Origin of the sequence: Pseudolysinimonas kribbensis (assembly GCF_030161895.1) — a bacterium.
GTDB classification, from domain to species: Bacteria; Actinomycetota; Actinomycetes; order Actinomycetales; family Microbacteriaceae; genus Pseudolysinimonas; species Pseudolysinimonas kribbensis.
On the sequence record NZ_BSVB01000001.1, the window covers coordinates 3,117,170 to 3,141,780 of the forward strand.

Annotated in this window: 29 protein-coding genes and 3 pseudogenes; 19 read left to right on the forward strand and 13 right to left on the reverse strand. The window is 71.9% G+C overall.

Annotated features, from left to right (window positions below):
* Nucleotides 1-39 precede the first annotated feature (39 nt).
* Nucleotides 40-1,528: pseudogene (locus QQK35_RS17145) on the reverse strand (DNA-3-methyladenine glycosylase 2 family protein).
* 77 nt (nucleotides 1,529-1,605) lie between these two features.
* Here QQK35_RS17145 and QQK35_RS17150 point away from each other — a divergent pair.
* From QQK35_RS17150 to QQK35_RS17165, 4 genes are all read left to right on the forward strand, one after another.
* On the forward strand, nucleotides 1,606-3,012 hold the full coding sequence (locus QQK35_RS17150) for an FAD-binding oxidoreductase (RefSeq protein ID WP_284255229.1): 1,407 nt from the start codon (nucleotides 1,606-1,608) through the stop codon (nucleotides 3,010-3,012).
* 74 nt (nucleotides 3,013-3,086) lie between these two features.
* Nucleotides 3,087-3,713, forward strand: a complete 627-nt coding sequence (locus tag QQK35_RS17155) for an MDR/zinc-dependent alcohol dehydrogenase-like family protein (RefSeq protein ID WP_284255230.1) — start codon at nucleotides 3,087-3,089, stop codon at nucleotides 3,711-3,713.
* A gap of 32 nt (nucleotides 3,714-3,745) precedes the next feature.
* A complete protein-coding gene (locus tag QQK35_RS17160) occupies nucleotides 3,746-4,093 on the forward strand; it encodes a hypothetical protein (protein ID WP_284255231.1) in 348 nt (115 codons plus the stop codon).
* Between the two features lie 70 nt (nucleotides 4,094-4,163).
* The gene (locus QQK35_RS17165; RefSeq protein ID WP_284255232.1) at nucleotides 4,164-5,468 is read left to right on the forward strand and encodes a PrsW family intramembrane metalloprotease; all 1,305 of its coding nucleotides are present in this window, start codon (nucleotides 4,164-4,166) and stop codon (nucleotides 5,466-5,468) included.
* A gap of 590 nt (nucleotides 5,469-6,058) precedes the next feature.
* On the opposite strand, the gene QQK35_RS17170 is transcribed toward QQK35_RS17165, so the two are convergent.
* A complete protein-coding gene (locus tag QQK35_RS17170) occupies nucleotides 6,059-6,460 on the reverse strand; it encodes a hypothetical protein (RefSeq protein WP_284255233.1) in 402 nt (133 codons plus the stop codon).
* A 145-nt stretch (nucleotides 6,461-6,605) separates the two neighbouring features.
* Between QQK35_RS17170 and QQK35_RS17175 the strand changes: the two genes are divergently transcribed.
* The 4 genes from QQK35_RS17175 to QQK35_RS17190 all read left to right on the forward strand — a co-directional run bounded on the left by QQK35_RS17175 (nucleotide 6,606) and on the right by QQK35_RS17190 (nucleotide 9,724).
* Nucleotides 6,606-7,547, forward strand: a complete 942-nt coding sequence (locus QQK35_RS17175; protein ID WP_284255234.1) for an NADP-dependent oxidoreductase — start codon at nucleotides 6,606-6,608, stop codon at nucleotides 7,545-7,547.
* Nucleotides 7,544-7,930, forward strand: coding sequence for a nuclear transport factor 2 family protein (locus QQK35_RS17180; RefSeq protein WP_284255235.1), 387 nt, complete (start codon nucleotides 7,544-7,546; stop codon nucleotides 7,928-7,930). Before QQK35_RS17175 ends, QQK35_RS17180 begins: the two co-directional genes overlap by 4 nt.
* A 33-nt stretch (nucleotides 7,931-7,963) precedes the next feature.
* The gene (locus QQK35_RS17185) at nucleotides 7,964-9,208 is read left to right on the forward strand and encodes a S1C family serine protease (protein ID WP_284255236.1); all 1,245 of its coding nucleotides are present in this window, start codon (nucleotides 7,964-7,966) and stop codon (nucleotides 9,206-9,208) included.
* 183 nt (nucleotides 9,209-9,391) lie between these two features.
* The gene (locus QQK35_RS17190) at nucleotides 9,392-9,724 is read left to right on the forward strand and encodes a hypothetical protein (protein ID WP_284255237.1); all 333 of its coding nucleotides are present in this window, start codon (nucleotides 9,392-9,394) and stop codon (nucleotides 9,722-9,724) included.
* A gap of 10 nt (nucleotides 9,725-9,734) precedes the next feature.
* Here QQK35_RS17190 and QQK35_RS17195 read toward each other — a convergent pair whose 3' ends face one another.
* The 9 genes and pseudogenes from QQK35_RS17195 to QQK35_RS17230 form a co-directional block, all read right to left on the reverse strand.
* Nucleotides 9,735-10,256 (reverse strand): O-acetyl-ADP-ribose deacetylase, encoded by a 522-nt coding sequence (locus QQK35_RS17195; protein ID WP_284255238.1) that lies wholly within the window; start codon nucleotides 10,254-10,256, stop codon nucleotides 9,735-9,737.
* Nucleotides 10,257-10,260: 4 nt separating this feature from the next.
* Nucleotides 10,261-11,439, reverse strand: a complete 1,179-nt coding sequence (locus QQK35_RS17200) for a MarP family serine protease (protein WP_284255239.1) — start codon at nucleotides 11,437-11,439, stop codon at nucleotides 10,261-10,263.
* A gap of 4 nt (nucleotides 11,440-11,443) precedes the next feature.
* Nucleotides 11,444-11,977 carry a DUF6596 domain-containing protein gene (locus tag QQK35_RS20015; RefSeq protein ID WP_348535024.1) on the reverse strand — a complete coding sequence of 178 codons (534 nt, stop codon included), beginning with the start codon at nucleotides 11,975-11,977 and terminating at the stop codon, nucleotides 11,444-11,446.
* A 302-nt stretch (nucleotides 11,978-12,279) separates the two neighbouring features.
* Nucleotides 12,280-12,738 (reverse strand): annotated as a pseudogene (locus QQK35_RS20020) (sigma factor); the annotation flags it as partial.
* Nucleotides 12,739-12,741: 3 nt separating this feature from the next.
* Nucleotides 12,742-13,128, reverse strand: a complete 387-nt coding sequence (locus tag QQK35_RS17210) for a YciI family protein (protein ID WP_284255242.1) — start codon at nucleotides 13,126-13,128, stop codon at nucleotides 12,742-12,744.
* Nucleotides 13,129-13,237: 109 nt separating this feature from the next.
* A complete protein-coding gene (locus QQK35_RS17215; protein ID WP_284255750.1) occupies nucleotides 13,238-14,662 on the reverse strand; it encodes an APC family permease in 1,425 nt (474 codons plus the stop codon).
* Nucleotides 14,605-14,928, reverse strand: coding sequence for a hypothetical protein (locus tag QQK35_RS17220; protein WP_284255243.1), 324 nt, complete (start codon nucleotides 14,926-14,928; stop codon nucleotides 14,605-14,607). Before QQK35_RS17220 ends, QQK35_RS17215 begins: the two co-directional genes overlap by 58 nt.
* A 75-nt stretch (nucleotides 14,929-15,003) precedes the next feature.
* Nucleotides 15,004-16,137: an APC family permease gene (locus tag QQK35_RS17225; protein ID WP_284255244.1), complete on the reverse strand. Its 1,134-nt coding sequence runs from the start codon at nucleotides 16,135-16,137 to the stop codon at nucleotides 15,004-15,006.
* Nucleotides 16,044-16,652, reverse strand: a pseudogene (locus tag QQK35_RS17230) (APC family permease); the annotation flags it as partial. The gene QQK35_RS17225 and the pseudogene QQK35_RS17230, both read right to left, overlap by 94 nt.
* Before the next feature lie 124 nt (nucleotides 16,653-16,776).
* On the opposite strand from QQK35_RS17230, the gene QQK35_RS17235 reads away from it, so the two are divergent.
* From QQK35_RS17235 to QQK35_RS17255, 7 genes are all read left to right on the forward strand, one after another.
* Complete coding sequence (locus QQK35_RS17235) at nucleotides 16,777-17,238, forward strand: VanZ family protein (protein WP_284255245.1); 462 nt, start codon at nucleotides 16,777-16,779, stop codon at nucleotides 17,236-17,238.
* Nucleotides 17,239-17,306: 68 nt separating this feature from the next.
* Complete coding sequence (locus tag QQK35_RS17240) at nucleotides 17,307-17,696, forward strand: winged helix-turn-helix transcriptional regulator (protein ID WP_284255246.1); 390 nt, start codon at nucleotides 17,307-17,309, stop codon at nucleotides 17,694-17,696.
* 43 nt (nucleotides 17,697-17,739) lie between these two features.
* Nucleotides 17,740-18,243 (forward strand): LLM class flavin-dependent oxidoreductase, encoded by a 504-nt coding sequence (locus QQK35_RS20025; RefSeq protein WP_348534971.1) that lies wholly within the window; start codon nucleotides 17,740-17,742, stop codon nucleotides 18,241-18,243.
* The gene (locus QQK35_RS20030; RefSeq protein WP_348534972.1) at nucleotides 18,206-19,171 is read left to right on the forward strand and encodes an LLM class flavin-dependent oxidoreductase; all 966 of its coding nucleotides are present in this window, start codon (nucleotides 18,206-18,208) and stop codon (nucleotides 19,169-19,171) included. Before QQK35_RS20025 ends, QQK35_RS20030 begins: the two co-directional genes overlap by 38 nt.
* The gene (locus tag QQK35_RS20035; RefSeq protein ID WP_348534973.1) at nucleotides 19,159-20,010 is read left to right on the forward strand and encodes an FAD-binding oxidoreductase; all 852 of its coding nucleotides are present in this window, start codon (nucleotides 19,159-19,161) and stop codon (nucleotides 20,008-20,010) included. The genes QQK35_RS20030 and QQK35_RS20035 overlap by 13 nt, the downstream gene beginning before the upstream one ends.
* 134 nt (nucleotides 20,011-20,144) lie before the next feature.
* Nucleotides 20,145-20,414, forward strand: a complete 270-nt coding sequence (gene rpsO / locus QQK35_RS17250; RefSeq protein ID WP_284255247.1) for a 30S ribosomal protein S15 — start codon at nucleotides 20,145-20,147, stop codon at nucleotides 20,412-20,414.
* Between the two features lie 169 nt (nucleotides 20,415-20,583).
* Nucleotides 20,584-20,799: a hypothetical protein gene (locus QQK35_RS17255; RefSeq protein WP_284255248.1), complete on the forward strand. Its 216-nt coding sequence runs from the start codon at nucleotides 20,584-20,586 to the stop codon at nucleotides 20,797-20,799.
* 56 nt (nucleotides 20,800-20,855) lie between these two features.
* Here the strand turns inward: QQK35_RS17255 and QQK35_RS17260 are convergent, their stop codons facing one another.
* Nucleotides 20,856-21,242 (reverse strand): hypothetical protein, encoded by a 387-nt coding sequence (locus tag QQK35_RS17260; protein ID WP_284255249.1) that lies wholly within the window; start codon nucleotides 21,240-21,242, stop codon nucleotides 20,856-20,858.
* Nucleotides 21,243-21,259: 17 nt separating this feature from the next.
* Nucleotides 21,260-21,583 carry an ArsR/SmtB family transcription factor gene (locus QQK35_RS17265; RefSeq protein WP_284255250.1) on the reverse strand — a complete coding sequence of 108 codons (324 nt, stop codon included), beginning with the start codon at nucleotides 21,581-21,583 and terminating at the stop codon, nucleotides 21,260-21,262.
* A 102-nt stretch (nucleotides 21,584-21,685) separates the two neighbouring features.
* On the opposite strand from QQK35_RS17265, the gene QQK35_RS17270 reads away from it, so the two are divergent.
* From QQK35_RS17270 to QQK35_RS17285, 4 genes are all read left to right on the forward strand, one after another.
* Nucleotides 21,686-22,924: an MFS transporter gene (locus QQK35_RS17270; protein WP_284255251.1), complete on the forward strand. Its 1,239-nt coding sequence runs from the start codon at nucleotides 21,686-21,688 to the stop codon at nucleotides 22,922-22,924.
* Between the two features lie 50 nt (nucleotides 22,925-22,974).
* Complete coding sequence (locus QQK35_RS17275) at nucleotides 22,975-23,391, forward strand: helix-turn-helix transcriptional regulator (protein ID WP_425565065.1); 417 nt, start codon at nucleotides 22,975-22,977, stop codon at nucleotides 23,389-23,391.
* A 9-nt stretch (nucleotides 23,392-23,400) separates the two neighbouring features.
* On the forward strand, nucleotides 23,401-23,805 hold the full coding sequence (locus QQK35_RS17280) for a VOC family protein (RefSeq protein WP_284255253.1): 405 nt from the start codon (nucleotides 23,401-23,403) through the stop codon (nucleotides 23,803-23,805).
* Between the two features lie 66 nt (nucleotides 23,806-23,871).
* Nucleotides 23,872-24,597: a dienelactone hydrolase family protein gene (locus QQK35_RS17285; RefSeq protein WP_284255255.1), complete on the forward strand. Its 726-nt coding sequence runs from the start codon at nucleotides 23,872-23,874 to the stop codon at nucleotides 24,595-24,597.
* Nucleotides 24,598-24,611: the final 14 nt, after the last annotated feature.

Consider the following 24,611-nt stretch of genomic DNA (forward strand, 5'->3'; position numbering starts at 1 on the left):
GGAGGGGGACAGGCCGCCAGGGCGCAGGATGCCGTGGGGTCAGGCCGCGTCGCGGCGCGCGATCCGCGCCGGACGTGCTCGCCAGAGGTGCAGCGCCGCGTAGGAGCGCCACGGCGCCCAGGCGGCTGCCCGCCGGGCGAGGGGCGCACGCCGTCGGGCAGCCCGAGCGCTCCGGCGCTCTGCCGGATCACGAGGTCGCTGGCCGGGAGCGTGTCGGGATTGCCGAGCGCGCGCATCGCGAGATAGTCCGCGGTCCAGGGCCCGATGCCGGGCAGCGCGAGCAGCCGCTCCCGCAGTTCGACCGCGGGGGTCTCGACGTCGAGCCGGAGGTCGCCGCGCACGACGGCCTCGGCCGCGCCGATGATCGTCGCGATCCGGGTCGCGGGCCCGCGCAGCACCTCGGGGCCGCGCTCGGCGATCGCGGCGGCGGACGGGAAGGCGCCGCCGCCGAGGTCGGCGACGAGCCGCCCGAGCACGGTGCGGGCCGCCGCGACCGAGATCTGCTGCCCGACGAGCGTGCGGAACAGCGCCTCCTCGCCGTCGGCGACCCCGGCGATCCGGATGCCGGGCACCGCCGCGACGAGCGGCCGCAGCGCGGGGTCGGCGCCGAGCGCCTCGTCGATGGCGACGGAGTCGGCGTCGAGGTCGAACATGCGCCGGACGCGCGCGGAGAGTGCCGGCACGTCGGCGAGATCGGCGAGCCGCGCCTGCACGAGCACGCCCGGCTGGTCCGGGTCGAGCGCGACGCGCACGGCGGCCGGCCCGTGGGGCAGGGCGAGGGTGCGTTCGAAGGCGGTCTCGTCGCCGCTCTCGAGTCCCGGGATGGCGTGGTCGGCGAAGAAGCGCAGGACACCCGCGCCGTCGAAGGGCGGCCGTGCCGGCAGGCGCAGGGAGATCGAGGCGCTCCCGCCGGCCGGGTGGGCGACCGCGGAACCTCGCGGTCCCCGACGGGTGATGGCCCGAAGCTCGGTCGGCGTCGCGCGGTACACCTCGGCCATGGTGTCGTTGAACTGGCGGAGGCTGCCGAATCCGGCCGCGAACGCGATGTCGCTCACCGGCAGGTCGGTCGAGGCGAGGAGCGCGCGGGCGGTCTGGGCGCGGTGGGCGCGCGCGAGGGCGAGCGGGCCGGCTCCGAGCTCGGTCGTCAGCACCCGCGTCAGGTGCCGGCTCGTGTAGCCGAGTCGGCGCGCGAGACCCCGACCCCCTCGCGTTCGACGACACCGTCCTGCACGAGCCGCATCGCGCGCGAGGCGAGGTCGTCGCGGAGGTTCCAGTCGGGGGAGCCGGGCACGGCATCCGGCTGGCAGCGCTTGCAGGCGCGCAGCCCCGCCTCGTGGGCGGCGGCGGCCGTGCGGTAGAAGCTGACGTTGCCGGGCTTCGGCGTGACCGCCGGGCAGCTCGGGCGGCAATAGATGCCGGTGGAGTGCACGCCGGCGATGAACTGCCCGTCGAAGCGGGCATCGCGCGACGCGAGCGCGCCGTACATCTCGTCGAAGCCTCGCGCGCTCGACGCGTCCCGTGCCGTCATGCCCCCAAGCCTGACAGTGGCCACCGACATCACCTGGCGGGAATCGGACATCAGGATGCCGTGGATAGCCTGAACGGATGAGCACCGAGGCTGCGCCCGTCACCCCGCCAGCGCCCGAGCTGCAGCAGGCCCTGCGCCGGGCGCTCGGCGACGAGGTGGTGCGCACGGACCCGGCGGCGCTCCGCGCCGCGCAGGGCGACCGCTCGGGTCAGGTCTCCGCCACGGTGCCGCTCGCCGTCGTCGAGGCGCGTAGCACCGGCGACGTGCAGGCGGCCCTGCGCTTCGCGACGGAGCACCGCATCCCGGTCGTCCCGCGCGGCGCCGGAACGGGCCTCGCGGGCGCGGCGCAGGCCGGCGGCGGGGAGCTCGTCGTCTCGACGGCGGCGATGACGCGCGTGCTCGAGGTGTCCCGCGACGACGAGCTCGCCGTCGTCGAGCCGGGCGTCATCAACGCCGATCTGAACGAGCGCCTCGCGGGCCACGGCCTGTTCTGGGCGCCCGATCCCGCGAGCCGCGCGATCTCCACGGTCGGCGGCAACATCGCCACCAACGCCGGCGGCCTGCACTGCGTCAAGTACGGCGTCACGCGCGAGGCCGTGCTCGGACTCGAGGTGGTGCTCGCCGACGGGCGCGCTGTGCGGGTCGGGCATCGCACCGTCAAGGGCGTCACCGGCTACGACCTCACGGCCCTGATGATCGGGTCGGAGGGCACGCTCGGCGTCATCACCGAGGCGACCCTGCGTCTGCGCCCGCTGCCGCGGGGCGAGAAGGTGACCATCTCGGCCGCGTTCGACTCGGTGGAGCAGGCGGCGCGCGCCGCATCGGTGATGGTGGCCAGCGGCATCCGGCCCGCGATCCTCGAACTGCTCGACGCGACCGCGCTGGAGGGTCTCAGCGCGCACCTCGGCATCGACCTCGGCGGTCGCGGTGCCCAGCTGCTCGTGCAGACCGACGGCGATGCGTCCGAGCGGGAGGCCTCGGATGCCGAGGCCGTCATCCGCTCGCTCGGCGGCCGCCCCGAACGCAGCGCGGATGCCGCGGACGCGGAGCGGCTGTTCGAGATCCGCCGCGCGTTCCACTCGTCGAACGAGGCGCGCGGCGCGGTGCTCATCGAGGACGTCGCCGTGCCGCGCAGCGCGCTGCCGGCCATGTTCGCGGCGATCGAACGGGTGCAGGCCGAGTACGGCATCCTGATCCCGACCGTCGCGCACGCGGGCGACGGCAACCTGCACCCCAATTTCGTGTTCGAGGCCGACACGGTCGACGGATTCGTCGAGGTGCCCGACCACGTCTGGGATGCCGCAGACGCGCTGTTCCAGGCCTGCCTGCGGCTCGGCGGCACGCTCACAGGGGAGCACGGGGTCGGCATCCTCAAGCGCCGCTGGCTGCGCGACGAGCTCGGCGACGACGTCATGGACCTGCAACGGCGGCTGAAGGCCGTGTTCGACCCGCTCGGCATCCTCAATCCGGGCAAGGCCATCTGAGTGCACGCCGTGGAATACCGGTCCGCATGAACCGGTTGCACCTGAATGACGTGACCACAACGAATCAGATGAACATGCACCGAACCACTTCGAGCCCGCGAACCGGCACCCTGACGGCCGTGCCGGCGTCGTCGCACGCCGGCACGCACCTGGTCGTGCCGCGTCCGTCCATCGGGCGTCTGCGCCTGCGCCCGACCCGGCGCGGTCGCGGCTTCATCGTCGGCATCGTGGATGCCGCGGGGCCCGACACCAACGGATTCGCCCCGCGCGACCGGGTCGCCTGGCGCGATCGCGGTGAGGAGCTGCCCGAGCTGCTGCTGATGGACCAGGACGACGTCCTGGGCGTGCCGTCATGGATCACCGACGAGCAGGTCGTCAGCTACCTCGGGCCCGGCCTCATCGCCCGCGCTCTCGTGCGCACCCGCCCGTTCGCCCGGGGAGAGGACGTGCGCGTCGTCTCCACCGATCCGCTCGTGGCCGAGATGACGGGCGCCTGGGCGCGCTCGCTCGGGGCGCGCGTCGTCGAGCCGGCCGCCTCGGCGGCGGTGGCCATCGAGGACGACGTGCGTTCGCGTCGCGCCGGCTTCGGCAGCCACGGGCGCCTCGCCCAGGCCGCGGTCGAGGTGTTCCAGGCCATCCGTCGCGGGGTGTTCGAGGGCGTCACGACGCTCGGCGAGGCCGACTCGCGCATCGCGGCCTGACCCGCGTCGGCCGCTCGCCGTAGGCTGAGCGCATGGCCGAGCAGGGCGAGGAGCTGCGCGACGAGCTCGTGCCGTTCCTCGGCGAACGCGCGGTGACGATGTTCGCCTTCGCCGTCGCCGATGGCTACCCGTGCGACGAGGTCGCGACGCCGTTGCGCCGCGAGATCGAGGACTCCGGCGACGACCCGCTCGAGCCCCAGGTGACCGAGGCCGAGCGTCTGCTGATCGACTGGGGCCGGCAGCTCGGTGCGGGCAGGCGGGCCGACCGGCCGGAGCTCGATGCGCGCGTCGCCGAGACCTTCCAGCCCCGCCTGCGCGAATTGCTCGCCGACTACGCCGGCACGATCCGCGGGCGCTGCGCCGACGTCGAGCACCCCTGAGCCCGGGAACGCCGGAGCCTTCCGTGTCCCGTCGGCCGACACGGTCGCGCGGCGCGGATATCGTGTGCGCATGACGAGCCCGACCGAGCCCGCGACCACCGCCCCGCAGACCGCCCCGGACGAGGTGCGCGCGAGCACGCGGCACCCGCTGACACCGCCTCCGCGCCGTCCCCGCAGCGTCGGGATCCTGGTCGGCGGCATCGTCGGCTTCCTCGTGGTCGGCGTCGCCCTCCTGCTCGTGATCGCCTATCTCGGGATCGTGCTCGGACCGCCCGCGTTCTTCGTCGCCGGCCTCATGGCGCTCGTGCCGCTCGCGATCGTGCTGCTGGGGGCGCACTGGATCGACCGGTGGGAGCCGGAGCCGATCGGCATCCGGATCTTCGCGTTCCTGTGGGGCGCGGGGTCGTCGATCGTCATCGCGCTCGTCGTGGACTCGGCGGTGCAGATCTTCGTCAAGGCGCACGGGGGAGCCAATGGTGCGACCGACCTGTTCCAGGCCGTGGTGCAGGCGCCGATGGTCGAGGAGGGCGCGAAGGGGCTCGGCGTGCTGCTGATCTTCCTGGTGGCCAACAAGTACTTCGACGGGCCGGTCGACGGCATCGTCTTCGCCGTCACCGTCGCGGCGGGATTCGCGTTCAGCGAGAACATCCAGTACTTCGGCCTCGAGCTGGCGGACCCGCACGCGACCAGCGGGGAGGTGGTGCAGCTCTTCATCCTGCGCGGGCTGCTCTCCCCGTTCGCCCACGCGATGTTCACGTCGCTGACCGGATTCTTCATCGGCCTGGCGGCGCTGCGCGGAGGCCGCTGGCTCGGCGTGCTCTTCGCGATCATCGGCTGGGTGCCGGCGGCGCTGCTGCACGCCTTCTGGAACGGGAGCCTGTCGTTCGTCTCCGACTTCTTCGGCTACTACGTGGTCGTGCAGGTGCCGCTGTTCGTGCTCGCGGTCGTCATGGTCGTGCTGCTGCGCCGGCGCGAGATCCGGCTCACCCAGCTGCGGCTCGGCGACTACGTCGCCGCGGGCTGGTTCCATGCGGGCGAGATCGTGTCGCTGGCCACCCCGGGCGGACGTCGCCAGGCGCTCACCTGGGCCGCGCAGCACCGTCTGCGCCCCGTCATGAAGCGCTACATCCGCGACGCGACGCGGCTCGCCCTCACCCGCAACCGCATCGTCATCGGGCGCAACCGCGCGGCCGCGCAACTCGACGAGGCAGCCCTGCTCACCCGGCTCAGCGCCGAGCGGGGCGGATCGGCGCGGCGGCCGCGGGCGACCGGGCTGCGCGGGCGGCGGGCTAGCGGGTCGCGGCGCGTCAGAGGTCGAGGAATCCCGACACGATCCACCATCCGACCCATCCCGCGACCACGACGACGCCGATGACGGCGCCGACCGACACGCCATGCCGGAGCCGGGCCCCTGGGGTGCCACGACGTTCGCCGTGATCGAGTTCGCGACGCGATCGTCGCGGTAGTGCTCGGTCTGGTGCAGCGTCTTCGCCCCGACCGTGTCGATGATCCGGAACAGCCGCTGGTACGTGCCGGGGGCGCTCATGTCGAGCCGGCGCGACGAGTAGGCGAAGAACCAGTCGTCGACGAGCTCCACGTCGAAGGGCGCCGCCTCGTCGATCAGCAACGCCATCAGGTCCGGCGTGAAGACGTACAGGGCGTCGGTCGCGTAGTCCTTCGGGCAGTACAGCGTGAAGTACCGGTCGAAGTCGCCCTCGAGGTGCAGCACCTGGTCGCGCGCGAGGGCGACCGGAAGGTTCGAACCGATGATGCCGTTATTGGCGCGCGAGTCGAGCACGATGTTGGGCATCCGCCGGTCGAGCCGGACCGCGAGGAAGCTCCAGTGATGCGTCGAGCGATTCTTGCCGGAGCCCGTGGTGTAGACGTAGCCGCCCATGTCGAAGAACCGGCCGCTGGTCGACATGACGTGCTCCCGGACCTGCCGCGACGAGCCCAGGCCGAAGATCAGCCCGGGATAGGCGGGCGGGAGGTCCTGGGGCGAGAACGCGAAGCCGTTCGCGCGGGCGAATGCATCGATACGGGCCCAGCGACCCCAGCGGCCGGTGCTGCGGAAGATCGCGCGGACGACGAACACGGCGGCCACGGCGATCCCCCGATGAAGACGAGGCCCCCGACGGGGAACGAGGCCCCGCCGTGCGCCGCGTCGGCCAGGACACCGCCGATCACGCCGCCGAAGGTCAGCACGAAGAAGCCGCCGACGAGCACCGCGATGACGATCGCGACGATCTGCTGCGCGCCCATCGTGGCCCACGGAGCGCGAGACGCGCGGGCCCGAGCCCGCCAGGCCTGCACGGCCGAGGGCGGCATCGGTGCCGTGAGCGGAGCGAGGTCGAGCGGGGCGGGCATGGAGCCATCCAAGCCGACGCGGGGCGGTTAAAGACTGATCGCCCAGTGGCGGGTCGAAGACTCCGGCTCTTCTGGGCGATCAGTTGACCTACGACCAGGATGCGACCGTCGGGGACGAGCGTCAACCCCTGCGTACGATCGGAGCATGAGTCGCGTCGTCCGTTTCGATCGGTTCGGCGGCCCCGACGTGCTGCGGGTCGTCGATGAGCCGGATGCCGAACCCGGCGAGGGAGAGGTGCGGATCGCCCTCCGCGCCGCGGGCCTGAATCCCGCCGACGCCAAGCGTCGGAGCGCACCGGGAGCGTACGACGTGAGCTTCCCCTCCGGCATCGGCCGCGAGCTCGCAGGCGTCGTCGAGGCGACCGGCCCCCGCGTGCAACGGCTCGTCGCGGGCGACCAGGTGTTCGGCTCGGTGCCCGACGGCGCCTTCGCCGAGCGCCTCGTGCAGTCCGAGACCTTCTTCGCCCGCAAGCCCGAGGACATGTCGTGGGAGGTCGCCGGGGGACTCGCCCTCGCCGGTCAGACGGCGTGGGACGCGCTCGGATCGCAGAACCTGCACGCGGGCGACACGATCCTCGTGAGCGCGGCGGCGGGCGGCGTCGGCGTCGTCCTCGGTCAGCTCGCGGTGCACCGCGGCATCCGGGTGATCGGCAGCGCGTCGCGGGGCAATCACGCCTGGCTGGCGTCGCGGGGCGTCGAGCCCGTCGAGTACGGCGACGGATTCGTGGCCGCGGTGCGCGAACGGGCGCCCGACGGCGCGACGGCCGCCTTCGACCTGCACGGCCCCGAGGCGATCCGGCAGTTCCTCGAGCTGGGCATCGCGCCGGAGCGCATCAACACGAACGCGACCGATCCCGGCCCGTTCGGCATCCGGCGGGTCGGCCGTGGCCCGACCGACCTCGACACCCTCGGCGCCCTCGCCGCACTGGTCGTGAGCGGCCGGATCGAGCTGCCGATCGCGGCGTCGTACCCGTTCGAGCGGGTGCGGGAGGCGTTCGAGCGCCTGGAGACCGGCCACCTGCGCGGCAAGGTCGTGATCACCGGCGACGCGCCGGTGTCGGTGGCGCTCGCTACACCGGAGCCATGACCGACCGACAGCATGTGCAGGACTGGGTCGCCGGCTACCGCCGGGCCTGGGAGTCGAACGCCGAGGCCGACATCCGGGCCCTGTTCACCGACGACGCCGCGTATCGATACCACCCGTACGACGACGAACCGGTCGTCGGCATCGACGCGATCCTCGCGAGCTGGCTCGAGAACCGCGACGAGCCGGAGACGACCACGTGGGAGGTGCGGGCCGTGCACGTCGACGGCGACACGGGCTTCGTGCAGGGCGTGACCGACTACCTGCGCCTGGCCAGGGTGTACGACAACCTCTGGGTGATCCAGTTCGCCGACGACGGGCGGGCGCGCACCTTCACCGAATGGTTCATGAAGCGACCTCCCGTACAGGACGCAGCCACGTCATAGGGTTCACCGAGGTGCCGGCGCTGACATGGGCTCATGGATGACAGCACCCCCGGCCTCGATCAGCAGTCCCAGCCCCCGCAGCCCCCGCAGCACGCTTCGGGCCGGCGCGCCCGCGCGATGCTCATCGCCGGCGTTGCGGCGCTCGCGGTCGGGATCGGCTGCACGGGCATCGGCGTCGCCCTCTTCGCGGGTGCCATCGGCCGCCAACCGGACAACCCGGGTGCCTCGCCCTCCACGCTGCCGGGCCTCTACCGGCAGGGCGACGGTGGCGACGGCGGCGCGGGCGGGGGCGACGGCTCACGCGGCGGATTCGGCGGCTACGGCTTCCGGCAGGGTGACCGCGCGCCCGCCGGCGCCACGCCGGCGATCGCCGCGCAGAAGGCGGGTGTGGTCACGGTGGTCTCGAAGATCGGGTTCGACGGCCGGGAGGAGGCCGCCGGCACGGGCGTCATCCTGACCTCGCACGGTCGGATGCTGACCAACAACCACGTCGTCGAGGGCTCCACCGCGATCGAGGTGACGGTGGAGAGCACGAACGTCACGTACCGCGCCGAGGTCGTCGGCACCGACGCGACGGACGACATCGCCGTGCTCCAGCTGGTCACGGGCACCGGTGCGAACGTGACCGGCCTGACGCCCGCCCGCATCGACCGCGACCGGCTGGCGGTGGGCGATGCCATCACGGACGTGGGCAACGCCAAGGGCACCGGCAACCTGGTCGCCGCGAACGGCACGGTGGCGGCCCTGGATCAGGGCATCCAGGTCACCGACGACACGACGGGTCGCCCGAAGACACTGAGCGGGCTGATCGAACTCGACGCCGACGTCGTCGCGGGCGACTCCGGCGGACCCGTGCTGGATGCCCAGGGCGAGGTCACCGGGATCGCCACGGCCGCCTCGAGCGGCAGCGCCGAGGTCACCGGGTACGCCATCCCGATCTCGACCGCCCTGTCGGTCGCCGAGCGGATCGTCGCGGGCGACGCGAGCGACCGAGTCGTGATCGGCCTCCCGGCCTTCCTCGGCGTCGAGGTCGCGACCGAGCAGCCCGCGACGGGCGCGCTGATCGCGGGCGTTGTCGCCGGCACCCCCGCCGCGGCCTCGGGCATCGGCGCGGGCTCGATCATCACCGCGGTGGACGGCACCGAGGTCGACGGGACCTCGCTCGCCGGGGCCATCGCGGCGCACCGCGTCGGCGACCGGGTGGAGATCGCCTGGACCGACGCGACCGGCGCCGCGCACCAGGCGACCGTCGCGCTCATCGCCGGGCCGGCGGCCTGATTCCCAGCCAACCCCCGTTTCGGGGGTACAGGCTTCCTAGGATGTGGGGATGACCGCAGCGACACTCACTGTCCCGCTGCGCTCGAGCTGTGCGCGATGCGGCTGGGGGCTGCTGCCGACTCCCGTTTCTGCTCAGCGTGCGGAACCGCCCTAGCGGCGGATCGGGTCGTCGCGCCCCTGGATGTGGCGACGCGTCGCACCATCCAGTTCGGCGCGCTGACCATCCTGGCCAACATCGTCGTCGGCGCCGCCGGCTTCGGCGTCGTGTACGCCGTCTCCGACGCATCGCGGCTGCTGTTCGCCGCCATGGTGCTGGAGGCCCTGCACGTGATCGTCGTGGGAGCGCTGGCGGCCCAGACGCTCCGATTCGGCATCCGGGCGGTGCGTCTGACCCGCGACGGCCGAACGCGGATGAGCGTCTGGGGCGTGATCGGCATCGTGCTCGCCGCGCTCGTGCTGCTCACGCTCGTGCTCTCGTTCGCGGCGGTCCTGACGATGTACCTCGGGGCCCTCTAGCGCGGACGCGTCAGCGCGCGAGCTCGCTCAGCGCCTGATCGAAGGCGGCTTTCGCGCCGTCGCCGAAGAGCACGAAGACGACCGTCTCGACGTCAGTCGCCGCATCGACGACGGTGCGCACGGCGATGCGCGCGGCGTCGTCCATCGGCCATCCGTAGACGCCCGCGCTCACCGCCGGGAAGGCGACCGTCCGGGCGCCGAGGTCATCGGCGACGCGCAACGACTCGCGATAGCAGGAGGCCAGGGTCGCGGACCGGTTCTCGGCGCGGGAGTACACGGGGCCGACCGTGTGGATCACCCAGCGCGCCGGCAGCCGACCCGCCGTCGTGGCGACCGCCCGCCCGGCCGGCAGTCCGTCCGGCAGCGTGGTGGCTCGGAGCTCACGGCACGCCGCCAGGATCTCGGGGCCGCCCGCCCGGTGGATGGCGCCATCCACCCCGCCGCCGCCGAGCAGCGAGCTGTTGGCGGCGTTCACGATCGCGTCGACCGCGACGGTCGTGATGTCGCCGCGCCGGGTCTGGAGGTGCGTCATCCGGTCATCCCCTCGTGCAGGCGCCCGAGGAGACGGACGAGCTCAGCGCCGGCGCACGCTGCACCACCGGGGCGAGCTCATCGTCGGTCATGGCGTAGCCGAGGTTCGCCTGGTCGGAGCTGCGCGCGAACACGATCCCGGCGATCCGGCCGTCGACGGCCAGCAACGGGCCGCCCGAGTTGCCGGGCTTCACGTCGGCCGAAAGCGAGTAGATCTCGCGCACCGTCTGGCCGTCGTCGCCGACGTCGTCGATGCTCGAGCGCGTGACGGCCAGCACGCGCGCGGGGCCGGTCGTGAAGGGTCCGCCGTACGGGTAGCCGTCGACGACCGCGTGGTCGCCGGTGCCGAGCACATCGCCCATCGCGATCGGCGCGACGTCGAGCCCGCGGACGGCGAGCACCGCCAGGTCGTGGTGCGGGTCGAAGTACACGACGCTCGCCTCGATGGCCTGCCCGTTCGGCGCCTCGACGACGGGCTGGGTCACGCCGGCGACGACGTGGGCGTTCGTCACGACCCTGCCGGTCGAGACGACGAAGCCGGATCCGGACTGGTTCTGCCCGCACGCGTAGGCGGTGCCGCTGATCCGCACGACCGACTGCGCCGCGCGCTGCAGCGCCGTGGTGTCGGTCGGCCCGGTCGGAGCCGTCGGGGGAGCCGTGACGCCGCCGGGGTCGGGCAGGCTCGGCAGGCCCTCGGAGAGCACGGTCGAGCGCAGTTGCGCGAGCGCGGCCTCCACCGGGTCCGGTGTGACCGCCGAGATCCCCCTGAGCACATACGAGTTCGCGACGGCGCGGGACAGCAGCGGGATGCCGAGCGCGCCGATCCCGCCCGCGATCATCCCGACGACGAGCGCGGCGACCACGAAGTTCGCGAGGCCGCCGAAGAAGCGGTCGAGTGGATTCAGGTGGTTCCGGCGCCCGCGCAGCGACCGCCCGACGGCGGCGCCGAGGGCATGCCCGCCCAGGAGCAGGGCGGCCGAACTGGCGACGACGAGGAAGGTGCGCCAGAACGGATCGGGCACGATGCCGGCGAGCAGGGGGATGAGGAAGAAGGCGATCGCGCCGCCCGCGATGACCCCCAGGATCGCGCTGACGCTGCGGGCGAAGCCGTTGCGCACGCCCTCGCCGAGGTACACCAGCAGGACCAGGATCAGCAGCACGTCGAGCAGGCGGGCGGCGAGCATGCGCTCAGTGTGCCGTACCGGGCTGGGCCGTTCCTGCCCGCGCGCGGGCCTCGGCGATCCGTCGCTCGAGATGACGGCGCTCGGCCGCGTTCACGGTGAGCGGCAGCGCGCGTTCGAGTGCCGCGAGGGCCGCGGCGGGCTCACCCGCACGCAGCAGCAGCTCGCCCTCGGTCGCGTGTCGCAGGTGGTAGGCGTCGAGGCCCTGGACCTCGTCGAGCGCCGCGAGACCCGCGCGTGGTCCGTCGGCCATCGCGATCGCGACGGCGCGGTTGAGCGCGACGACGGGGGTCGGTGAGCGCCGCAGGAGCAGTTCGTACAGCCGCACGATCTGCGGCCAATCGGTCTCGTCGGCGGTGCGCGCGTGGGCGTGCGCGGCCGCGATGAGCGCCTGCAGCCGATACGGCCCCGGCGGCTCCGCACCCTCGAGGGCCTGTTCCAGCGCTCGGTCGGCGCGGGCGACGGTCGCGAGGTCCCACCGGGTGCGGTCCTGCTGCTCGAGCAGCACGAGCTCGCCGGATGCGTCGAGCCGGGTGTCCATCCGAGCCCGATGGTAGAGCTCCAGCGCGAGCAGTCCGCCGGCCTCCGGGTCGCCCCCAGCAGGTCGGCCGCCGTGGCGGTCAGGCGGATCGCCTCGTCGGCGAGGTCGAGGCGCACGGCGTCTCCCGCGGAGCCCGCGGACCCGCGCGCGAGGTAGCCCTCGTTGAAGATGAGGTACAGCACGGCCAGCAGCACACCGACGCGTTCTCCGAGATCGGCGGGGATCGTGAGCGGGATGCGCGCGTCGCGGATCTTGCGCTTGGCCCGCACGATGCGCTGGGCGAGCGTCGCCTCGGGCACGAGGAAGGCGGCGGCGATCTCGTCGGTCGTGAGGCCGCCCACGAGTCGCAACGTGAGCGCGATCTGCGTGTCGCGGTCGAGGGCCGGATGGCAGCACAGCAGCATCAGCCGCAGCTGCTCGTCGCCGACGGGGGTCTGCTCCACGATCGGCACCTCCTCCGGAACATCGGGCTCGCGCAGCAGGTCGGGCGCCGCTCGCTCGAGCCGCCGCGCGGCGCTCGCGGCGCGACGCAGCCGGTCGACGGCGATGTTGTGCGCGACCCGGTACAACCAGGCGGCGGGATTGTCGGGGGCGCCGTCGTCCTCCCAGGTCTCGATCGCCCGCACGAGCGCGTCCTGCACGCTCTCGTCGGCGAGATCGAGGTCGCCGAACCGCGCCGCGAGGAGGGCGATGACGCGACCGCCCTCCTCACGAGCGAGGCGGCTGACCCGCAGCCGGATGCCGGCGTCCGACGTCGCCACGCGTCAGACGGACGGGCTGATCGCGCCGTCGTCCGCCGTGCGCGCGAGCAGCGGCCGCACCTCGACGACGCCGTCGACGAACGGCACCCGCTTCGCGACGGCCAGCGCCGCGTCGAGGTCGTCTGCGCGGATCACGTAGTACCCGCCGAACAGCTCCTTCGTCTCCGCGAACGGACCGTCGGTGAGCGAGGTCGCGCCGTCCGAGAAGGTGACGGTCGTCGCCGTCTCGACTCCCTGCAGGCGCCCGCCGGCGATGAAGCTGCCGTCGGCGATGAGGCTCTTGTTGAAGGCGACCCAGCCGGCGATCTGCTCCTCGAACCCGGGCTGACCCGGCACCGACATCTTGGCGTTCGCCTCGGCGTCGGCGGCGAGGATGAGCATGTACTCCATGTGCGTTTCCTTTCGGTCGTCGGCGGGATCCTCCCGCCTCTCGCAGGGATGACGCACCGCCGACGCGGAATCGACAGGATGCCGACGATCTTTTTCTAGTCCACTCGGCCTAGCTCGTGGGCGAGGAAGTGGCCTCCTCCGCACCCTCCTCCTCCGCTTCGGCGATCAGCTCGTCGGTGCGCGCCCTCGGCATCCGGAACCGTAGCGCGAGCACGTAGATGACGACGGTCACGACGGCGTTGATCAGGAAGACCCAGCCGAACAGCTCCGGATGCGCCTCCGGATCGCACAGCCAGCTGATGAGCGCCATCGCCGCGAACCAGGGCAGCAGCCACACGGCACCGGACCGGAAGTCGAGCGTCGGGCGGGAGCCGCGCGCCCGGCCGACGAGCTGCCAGATCAGCAGGATCAGGTACCCCAGGAGGATCGTCGCGAACAGTTTCTGGTTGGTCTGCCAGCCCGCCCAGTACACGATCATGTTCGCGGCGTAGAAGCCGAGGAGCGGGATGACGTCCTTGCCCGGCAGCCGGAACGGCCGCTCGCGCTGCGGCTCCACGCGCCGCAGCGCGCCCACCGCGAGCGGGCCCACCCCGAACGAGATCACGGTGGCGCTCGTGATGAAGCCGACGAGCTGCTGCCAGCTGGGGAACGGCAGCAGCACGATCAGCCCCGCGACGAACGTCACGAGGAGCCCGATCCAGGGAACGCCGTGCCGGTTCCGCCGGGCCAGGAACGCGGGCGCGTTGCCGTTGCGGGCCAGGGCGTAGCTCACGCGCGAGGAGACCGCGGTCGTGATCAGGCCGGTGTCGGCGGGGGAGATGACGGCATCCACATAGAGCAGGAAGGCCAGCCAGCCGAGGCCGGCGATCGTCGCGATGGCGGCGAGCGGGCCGGCGTCGTTGGTGAAGCTCAGCTTCTCCCAGCCGCCGTGGCCGAGCAGCTTCTCGGGCACCCCCAGCGTGAACGCGACCTGCAGCGCCGCGTAGATGATCGCCGTGATGCCGACCGAGCCGATCACCGCGATCGGGATGTTGCGCTTCGGGTTGCGCGTCTCGCCCGCGAGTTCGATGCCCTGCCGGAACCCGACGAACGAGAACACGATGCCCGCGGTCGAGATCGCGACGAAGACGCCCGGGACGCCGCCGGGCGCGAACCCGTGGCTCGTGAAGTTCGCGGGGCTGCCCATCTGCGTCGTGCCGAGCGCGGTGATCAGGAAGACGACGATGACCAGCACGATGATCGCGAGCTTCCACCAGACGAGCACGTTGTTGATCTGCGCGAAGAGCTTGACGCCGAAGTAGTTCAGCAGCACGAACACCGCGAGCAGCACCACGGCGGTCGCGTAGCCGAGCGGCGTGAGCACGTGCTGCACCTCGCCGCCGGCCGTCGCCGCGGTCGTGAACGGCAGGAACCTGGTCGCGTAGGTGAGCGCGCCCTCCGTCTCGATCGCCGGCACCGTCACGGTCGCGACCCACGTCACGAAGCCCAGCGAGAAGCTCGTGAACGAGCCCCAGACGAGATGCGGGTACCGGATGACGCCCCCGACACCGGGAACATCGGCCCGAGCTCGGCGTACGTGAGCGCGAGCAGCAGGATCAGCACCCCGCCGATCAGCCAGGAGAAGATCGCGGCCGGCCCCGCGATCTTCGACGCGTTGAACGCGCCGAACAGCCAGCCCGACCCGATGATCCAGCCGATGGAGGCGAACAGCAGCCCGAGAGCGCCGATGTCCCGTTTGAGCTTGGGGCCGCCCCCGGTGCCGGTCACGTCGTACGTCGGGCGGTGGTGTGCGGTCGTCATCGTCGAGTTCCCCTCCGGTCTCGCTCTCGACGTTGCTCCCGTGGGGGAGCGTCGCACCGGACTGCCAGCAGGGGCTCAGGCAGCGTCGGTGTCGCCGGCCTCCTTCACGGCGACGGCGATGTGCTCGTCGATGCTCTCCTTCGGCAGCCGGAAGCGCATCGCGAGGAAGTAGATCCCCACCGTCACGGCGATGTTGATCAGGAAGACCCAGCCGAACAGCTCCGGATGGGTGGTCGGATCACACAGCCGGCTGATGAGCGCCATCGCGGCCAGCCACGGCAGCAGCCAGACAGCACCCACCCGGAGGTCGAGGTGCTGATTCGTGCCGCGGACGCGTCCGACGATCCGCAGCACGACGAGCAGCACGTGCCCGATGAGCACGATGACGAACAGCTTCGAGTTGGTCTCCCAGCCGGCCCAGTACACGATCATGTTCGCCGCGTAGAAGGCGAGCACCGGGATGACGTCGCCCAACGGCAGCCGGAACGGCCGCTCGCGCTTCGGCTCGGCCCGCCGCAGCGCCCCGACGGCGAGCGGGCCGACCCCGAACGAGATCACGGTGGAGCTCGTGATGAAGCCCGCGAGCTGCTGCCAGCTCGGGAACGGCAGCAGCAGCACGAGGCCGCCGACGAAGGTGACGACGAGACCCACCCACGGCACCCCGTGGCGGTTGGTGCGCGCGAGCACCTCGGGGGCGTTCCGGTTGCGGGCGAGGGCGTACGACACGCGCGCGGTGGCCGCCGTCGTGATGAGCGCCGTGTCGAGCGGGGAAACCACCGCATCCAGGTAGAGGAGGAACGCGAGCCAGCCGAGCCCGGCGATCGTGGCGATGGCGGCGAGCGGTCCGGCGTCGTTGGCGAAGGTGAGCTTCTCCCAGCCGCCGTGGCCGAGCAGGTGCTGGGGCACGCCGAGCGTGAACGCGAGCTGCAGGAGGGCGTAGATGACGGCCGTGATGGTGATCGAGCCGATGACCGCGAGCGGCACGTTGCGCTTCGGGTTGCGCGACTCGCCGGCCAGCTCGATGCTCTGCCGGAACCCGCCGTAGGAGAAGACGATGCCCGCGGTCGAGATCGCGACGAAGACGCCCCCGACCCCTCGGGCGCGAATCCGTGGCTCGTGAAGTTCGCCGGGCTGCCCATGCTGGTGGTGCCGAGCGCCGTGATGAGGAAGACGACGATGATGAGCGCGATGATCGCGAGCTTCCACCACACGAGCACGTTGTTCACCCGCGCGAACAGCTTGACGCCGAAGTAGTTGAGCACGACGAAGACGGCCAGCCGCACGACCGCCGTGACGTACCCGAGCGGCGTCAGCACGTGCTCGGCGGTGCCGCCGCCCTTGGCCTGCACGGTGAAGGGCAGGAAGCGGGTGGCATAGGTGAGCGCCCCCTCGGTCTCCACGGCGGGCACGGTGACCGTGCCGATCCAGGTGATGAAGCCGAGCGAGTAGCTCGTGAACTGCCCCCACACCATGTCGGGGAACCGGATGACACCGCCCGAGATCGGGAACATCGGCCCGAGCTCGGCGTAGGTGAGCCCGAGCAGCATGATCATGACCGCCGCGATCAGCCACGAGAAGACGGCGGCGGGTCCGGCGATCGTGGATGCCGTGTAGGCGCCGAACAGCCAGCCCGATCCGATGATCCAGCCCACCGAGGCGAACAGCAGGCCGAGCCCACCGACGTCGCGGCGCAGACGGTGGTGGGGGCGGGCGGCTGTCGTCATGGGGATCCTCCGCTGCGACAGTGGCGGGTCGCCGCCCGTGTCGAGGATGGCTCCGAGATGCTTCCCAGCCGGAGTGGGGCGTTCGATACGCGGCCGATAAGGTGCGCCGTGAAGAGTGGATGCCGTGATCCGCCAGCATCCCCTCCTCACGACCGCGACCGCGCTCTACCTCGCGGTCGTCGGCTGGGTCACCCTCGGACCGCAGCCGACCGGCCTGGTGCGCGCCGCGGGGGTCTGGCAGCTGCTCGGGTTCGTGCGCGAGCACCCGTCGCTGTCGTGGATCACCTACGCGCTCATCGAGTTCAGCGCGAACGTGGCGATGTTCCTGCCCGTGGGGGTGCTGCTCCTGCTGCTGATGGGGCGCCGGGGCTGGTGGGCCGCGATCCTGACCGGCTTCGTGCTGAGCGTCGCGATCGAGGCGGCCCAGCTGTTCCTCCCGGGGCGGGTCAGCGACATCCGGGATCTCGTGGCCAACTCGCTCGGCACGGCGCTCGGGGTGCTCCTCGCGCTCGTCATCACCCTGCCGGCTGCTCTGCGCCGCCGGCGGGCGTCGCGGCCGCGGACCGGAGAGGTCCGGCTCGCCTGAGGGGCGACCCATCGGTCGGGGTCGAGGGGCATCGGGCGTCCGAGTGCGACGCGCCTTACGATGCGTAAGTGACTTCTCTCCCGGCGGATGCCGCGCCCGATCCCGGTTTCGAACAGATCGACGACGCGCTCTGCCGTGCCTTCCAGGCGCATCTCGAGGTCGTGGGCCGTCGATGGAATTCGGCGATCCTGCTGGCCGGGGCGCGGGGGGCGACGCGGTTCAGCGAATACCGTGCGATGGTGACGGGCATTTCCGACCGTCTCCTGGCCCAGCGCCTGACCGAGCTGCAGCGCGAGGGCCTCATCGTGCGCACGATCGTGCCGACCACGCCCGTGCAGGTGCGGTACCGCCTGACCGAGCGCGGTCGGTCGCTCATGCGGGTCTTGCAGCCGATCGTGCGATGGGGCATCGACGAGACCGACGCGGAGCGTCCTCGCTTACATGAGGTAAGCGGCTAACGCTCCGTTTGACCCGGCGGTGGGTCGGGTCGACGCTGAAGGCATGCCCGACTACGGTCACCCTCTGCGCTTCGGAACCTTCCTGACCCCCACCAACGCCGCGCCCGAGCAGCCGGTCGCCCTCGCGCAGCTGAGCGAGAGCCTCGGCTACGACCTCGCGACGTTCCAGGACCACCCCTACCAGCCCGCGTTCCTCGACACCTGGACGCTCATCAGCTGGGTCCTGGCCGAGACCGAGACGATCCACGTGTCGGGCAACGTCCTCAACGGGCAGATGCGCCAGCCCGCCATGCTCGCACGGAGCGCGGCGAGTCTCGACCTGTTGAGCCATGGCCGCTTCGAGCTCGGCCTCGGCGCGGGGGCTTCTCCGACGCCGTCGCCGCCATGGGTATGCCGCTGCGCACCGCGGGCGAGGCCGTGTCGGCACTCGACGAGGCGATCGACATCATCCGCGGCATCTGGGACGTCTCCGAGCGCAGACCGCTGCGCATCGCGGGGAGTACCACCACGTGGACGGCGCCAAGCGCGGGCCGGCACCCGCCCATGACATCCCGATCTGGCTCGGCGCGATGAAGCCACGGATGCAGCGCCTCATCGGGCGCAAGGCGGACGGCTGGCTGCCGACGTACCTCTACCTGCAGCCCGGCGACCTGGCGCGCGGCAACGAGATCATCGACGCCGCCGCAGCGGGTGCAGGGCGCGACCCGCGGGAGGTGCGGCGCCTGCTCAATATCGGCGGCTCCTTCCTTCCCGAGCGCCGTGACACACTGCAGGGCCCGCCTTCGTCATGGGTCCACGACCTGCTCCCGCTGGTCGTGGAGGACGGCGTCTCGACGTTCATCCTCGCGAGCGACGACCCGTCGACGATCCAGAACTTCGCGCTCGATGTGATCCCGCTGCTGCGCGACGCCGTGGAGGAGGCTCGTGCCGGCGCCGGCACGAGCACCGGCCGCGTCCGCCCGGCGGCGGCGCTCGCGCGGCGTCGCTCGGGCATCGACTACGACGCGGTGCCGGCATCGCTCGCCGAGGCCGCGATCGAACCGGGCGACGTCCGCTACGCCACCGTGCGCAACACCTACCTGCGCGGCGGCAGTCCGGGTCTCGTGCTGCCCGTGCGCGACGCGGAGCAGGCCGCCGAGGCGCTCGGCTTCGCGCGAGCCCAGGCGGGACCGCTGAGCCTGCGCAGCGGCGGGCATGGCATCAGCGGCCGCTCGACCAATGACGGGGGCATCGTGATCGACGTCTCGGCGCTCAACGCGATCGAGGTGCTCGACGAGGCGACGCGGCGCGTGCGCGTCGGTGCCGGTGCGCGCTGGATGGATGTCGCGGCCGCCCTCGAGCCGCACGGCTGGGCGCTCACGAGCGGCGACTACGGCGGGGTCGGGGTGGGGGTCTCGCCACCGCGGGAGGGATCGGCTGGTTCGCACGAGAGCACGGGCTCACGATCGACCGCCTGCGGCGCGTGGAGCTCGTGACCGCCGACGGGCGTCTGCTCGGTGCGTCTGAGGACGAGAATCCCGATCTCTTCTGGGCGATGCGCGGAGCGGGCGCCAACTTCGGGATCGCGACGTCGTTCGAGTTCGAGGCCCACGAGGGCGGCGACGTGGGCTGGGCGCAGCTGGCCTTCGACGCATCGGCGGCGCCCGGGGGACCGGCGGGCGTGCTCGAGACCTTCGGTCGCCTCATGGAGGCGGCGCCGCGCGACACGACGCTGTCGTTGCTGACCGGCGGGCGGTCCGGCAGCGAGCAGCGGATCGTCCAGGTCTTCGGGGTCGTGCACAGCGACGACCCCGACACCGTCGTGGCCCGGCTCCGACCTTTCGCCGAGCTGGGACCGCTCGTTCAGCAGTCAGTGCAGATCGCACCGTACGCCTCGGTGATGTCGCAGAATGTCTCGCCGGCGCCGCACCAGGGGCAGGGTGAACCGCACGCTCGCTCCGGCCTCATCGAGCACCTGAGCGCCGACTGGGCGCAGCGCGCGACCGAGCTGCTGGATCGCGGCCTCAGCTACTTCTTCCAGCTGCGGTCGGTGGGCGGCGCCGTCGCCGACGTACCGCAGGACGCGACGGCCTACTCGACCCGCTCCGCCAACTTCTCGGTGGTCGCCCTGGGAGCGCCGGGCCGGGGGCTCGACGAGTACTGGGATGCGGAGCTGCTGCCCCTCTACGACGGCATGTACATCTCGTTCGAGACGAGCCGCGATGTCGCGCGCATCGAGCGCGCCTGGCCGGCGGCGACGCTCGCGCGGCTGCGGACCCTCAAGGGCGAGTGGGACCCGCAGGGAGTGTTCCGCGACAACTTCGCGCTGCGCTGAGGCCGGGTCGGGCCACGCGGCACCCTCGTGTGCTCTGCTATTCTCGCAAGGTTGCCGTCACGACGGCCGCGGAATGAGAGAGCCGCCCCACCCGGGGGCAGGCACCGCGCAACGAGAGGAAGGGGATCCCATCTATGGCACTCGATTCTGAGACCAAGAAGGCGATCATCGACGAGTACGCGACCACGCCGGGCGACACCGGATCCCCGGAGGTCCAGGTCGCGATGCTCACCAAGCGCATCAAGGACCTGACCGAGCACCTCAAGGAGCACAAGCACGACCACCACTCGCGTCGTGGTCTGCTCCTCCTCGTGGGACAGCGCCGCCGCCTGCTGGGCTACCTGCAGGACATCGACATCGAGCGCTACCGCTCGCTGATCGAGCGGCTGGGTCTTCGCCGCTAGCGGCGAAGACCGTCGGGCAGCGCTGTCTGATCGAATCGGCCACGGCCGATTCGATGCGTCGATAGTCGATCGATACCGCGACCTTCTTCGACGGGCCGTTCTCCTGCGGGAGGGCGGCCCGTTCGTCGTTCTCGGCGAGGGATTGCACGCGAGCACCTACGCTCGGAGGGTGACCGACGAGCGCCGCCCTCCGCTGCGGCGGATCAGCATCCTGCGCACGGTGATGTTCGCCGGCGTCGTCATGCTCGCCTTCCTCGCGTTCGACCCCTTCTTCGGGATCTTCCGCTACCTGTTCCGCGGCATCCTGTTCCTCGGGGTGCTCGCCTTCGCCGTCAGCTACCTCTGGCCGCTCCTCGTGCGCATTCAGCGCGCGCGACGGCGCTGACGCCGATCCATCTGACGCGAATGCCCTGTGCAGGCTCCGCACACCGGGCATTCGCGTCAGCTCGATGAAGGCGGCCTCAGCGCGCGCCGGTGCTGACGCTGCGCGCGATACCCTCGGAGCATGGCCGCAGCGAGCACCGTCGAGCAGTACATCGGAGGATTTCCTCCCGAGGTCAGGGTGCTGCTGCTCCGGCTGCGCGAGACGATCCGCCAGGCCGTGCCGAACGGCGTGGAGACGATGGTGAACGGGATGCCGACCGTCATGGTCGAGGGCCGCCCGGCCATCCAGTGGACGGCCTCCAAGAAGCGCTTCGACATCCACGACACCGCGGGCCTGCCGTCGGCGCTCGAGCGGGAGCTGGGGAGTACCGCGACGGCGACGTGCTGCAGTTCGCGTACCGCAAGGAGGTGCCGTTCGAGGTGCTGGGCGATCTCGCGAAGCACCTCGCGGCGACGCCTCGCTAGGCGCTGTTCAGCACCCCGTCGAGCAGTCCGGGGAACCGCGACTCGACGATGTCGCGACGCAGTCGCGCGTCCTTGTTGCGGCCGCGGAGGCGGTACTCGACGAGGCCCGCCTCGCGCAGGGTCCGGAGATGATGCGACACCGTCGACTTCTGCAGGTCGAGACCCCAGTTGTCCAATCCGCAGGAATGCCACTGATCGTCCCCGAGCACGGTCAGCATCTGCAGCCTGTTCGGGTCGGCCATCGCCTGCAGCACGTCGGTGAGCTGCATGTCCTCGGCGGCCGGCGGATCCGGCGGCAGGTGAGGGGCGTCGTCGCCCATGTCGGCCCTCCTGGGTAAAATAGTTTGACGAACATCGAACTATCGCGCTAGGTTGACAGTATGACGAACGTCGAACAATCCTACTCCCGCTCGGGGCTCATGATGCGATGGGCGATCCTCGCCTTCGCCTTGTTCCTGATGGGCACCAACAGCTTCGTCATCGCGGGCGTCCTGCCGCAGATCGCCCACGACCTGCAGGTGCGCACCACCGACATCGGCTTCACGATCACCGCGTACGCCCTCGTCGTGGCGGTGCTCGCTCCCGCGGCCGCCGTCACTCTCGCGCATCTCTCGCGCACCACCCTCATGGTCGCGGGGCTCGCCGCCTTCCTCGTCGGCGTCGTCATCGCCGGCATCGCGCCCGACTACGCGATCTTCGCGATCGGCCGGGTCGTCGCCGCTGTCGGCGGAGCGGCGCTCGTGCCGACCGCCACCGCGGCGGCAGCGGCCATCACGTCGCCCGAGCGCCGCGGGCAGGCGATCGCCGTCGTCGGCATCGGATTCACCCTCGCCAGCGCGGTCGGCGCTCCACTCGGCACCGCGCTGTCCGCCGTGATCGGCTGGCGCGCCGCGATGCTCATCGTCGCGGCTCTCGCCGCGCTCACCATGCCGCTGCTCGCCTTCGGCGTGCGTCGCGTGCCGCTCGGCGCGCCGATCTCGCTCGCCCGGCGTTTCGCCGTGCTCCGTGACGGCCGCATCCTGCTGCCGCTTCTGACGACCCTGTTCATCGCCGCCGGCTTCAACCTGCTCTACATCTTCAGCTCGGCGGTCACCGGTTACACCGGGACGGCGCTCGCCGCGCTGCTGCTCGTCTACGGCGTGTTCGGGATCGTCGGCAACACGATCAGCGGACCGCTCACCGACCGCTTCGGCAGCCGTCGCATCGGCATCGCGTTCATGGTCGTCGAGACCCTCGCGCTGGCCGCCGTGGCCCTGGTCGGGCACAGCTTCGTGGGCCTCGTGATCGCGTTCGTCGTGTGGGGGCTCTCGGCGTTCGGGTCGGTGATCCCCGTGCAGCACCGCCTGCTCGCGGTGGACTCGCGCACGGCGTCCGTCGCGATCTCGTGGTTCAGCACGGCGCTCTACCTCGGGATCGCGATCGCGCCGCTGGCCGGGGCGGCCTCGCTGTCGGCGGGCGACACGGCGCTCATCCCGGTGTTCGGCGCGGTCGCGACCCTGGTCGGACTCGTGGCGTTCGTGGCCGGCTACGCGCTGCGCGGGCGTCGCCAGAGCGCGGCCGAGGAGACCGCGGCGGTCGAGCTGGCCGAGGAGGCGGAGCCGCCGGGGCAGGGGGCGGCGCAGCGGGAGACGCCCCAGGAGGCGGCTACCCTCGGGTCGTGACCCCCGAGCGGCTCGCGCAGCTGACCGCGCTGCGCCGCGCCCGCGACCTCATGGACCGCGAGTACGCCCGTCCACTCGACGTCGCCGCCATGGCCGCGACCGCGTTCATGTCGCCCGCCCACTTCTCCCGGCAGTTCCGGGCGGCCTACGGCGAGACGCCGTACGGCTATCTCATGACACGACGCATCGAGCGCGCGATGGCACTGCTGCGGGGCGGGATGAGCGTGACCGACGCCTGCATGGCGGTCGGGGCGACATCCCTCGGCTCGTTCAGCTCGAAGTTCAGCGAGATCGTGGGCGAGACCCCGAGCGCGTACCGCGCGCGCGAGCACGCCGCGATCGAGGCGATGCCGGAGTGCTTCGCCCGCATCCTGGGTCGGCCGCCGTATGTGCGGGCCGAACTGCGCGACGCGTCGAGGGGGCAGTCGAGCAGGATCGAAGAAGCCGCCGCCACGTCGCGCACCTAGCGTGGCGGCATGAGCATCGCAGTCCAGTACATCAACATCACCGTCCACGACGTCGACGCGGCCCTTCCCTTCTACCGGGACGGTCTCGGCCTCGAGGTGCTGAACGACGTCCCCGCCGGCGAGCACCGCTGGCTCACGCTCGGGAGCCCCGAACAGCCCGACGTCGCCCTGGTGCTGAGCGATCCGCACGCGGGCCGCTCGAAGGCGGACGGCGACCTCGTCGGGGAGCTGCTCGCGAAGGGCACCCTCCTCGGCCCGATCATCTTCCGCACCGACGATCTCGACTCGACCTTCGAGAAGGTGCGCCAGACCGGCGCCGAGGTCATGCAGGAGCCGTCCGACCAGCCGTGGGGTCCGCGCGACTGCGCCTTCCGCGACCCGTCGGGCAACCACGTGCGGATCAGCCAGGCCTGACCGCCGCGCGGTCGTGCCCGACCACGGTCGGGTGACTCGTCAACGACGTGCGGTAGCGTGCGCCCCATGGGACGCATGGTCGACATCGGGGGCGTGGACGTGTACCGCGCCGAGGCCGTCGGACCGCTCACGGGCGGTCTGATCCTCATCGAGGAGATCTGGGGCCTGGTGCCCCACATCCGGGCGGTGGCCGATCGGTTCGCCGGCGAGGGCTATCTCGTGCTCGCACCGGAGCTGCTGGGCGACGTTCTCGGCTCGGCCAATGGGCAGGAGCTGATGGAGGCGCGCAACGACCCGGATGAGGCGCGCCGCACCGCGGTGCAGCCGCAGTTGCGCGAGCTGTTCTCCGGCATGCAGGACTCGGCGTTCGCCGCAGGCGCCGTCGCCAAGCTGACGAAGCTCGTCGACGCGCTCGAGGCAGAGCCGGGCGTCGACGGCCGGATCGCCGTGCTCGGGTTCTGCTTCGGCGGCACCTACGCGTTCGCGCTGGCTGCGGCCGACCCGCGGGTGAGGGCGGCCGTGCCGTTCTACGGCACCGCCCCGGCCGCCGGCGACATCGCGAAGGTCGGCTGCCCCGTGCATGCCTTCTACGGCCAGCAGGACGAGCGGCTGATCGCAGCGCTGCCCGGGGTGCGGTCGGCGTTCGCGGATGCCGGCAAGGACTTCACGGCGACGGTGTACCCGGATGCCGGCCACGCGTTCTTCAACGACACCAACCCGCACGCCTTCAACGCCGCCGATGCGGCCGACGCGTGGCAGAAGGCGACGGCGTTCCTCGCCGCGCACCTCTGACACGCGGCAGAATC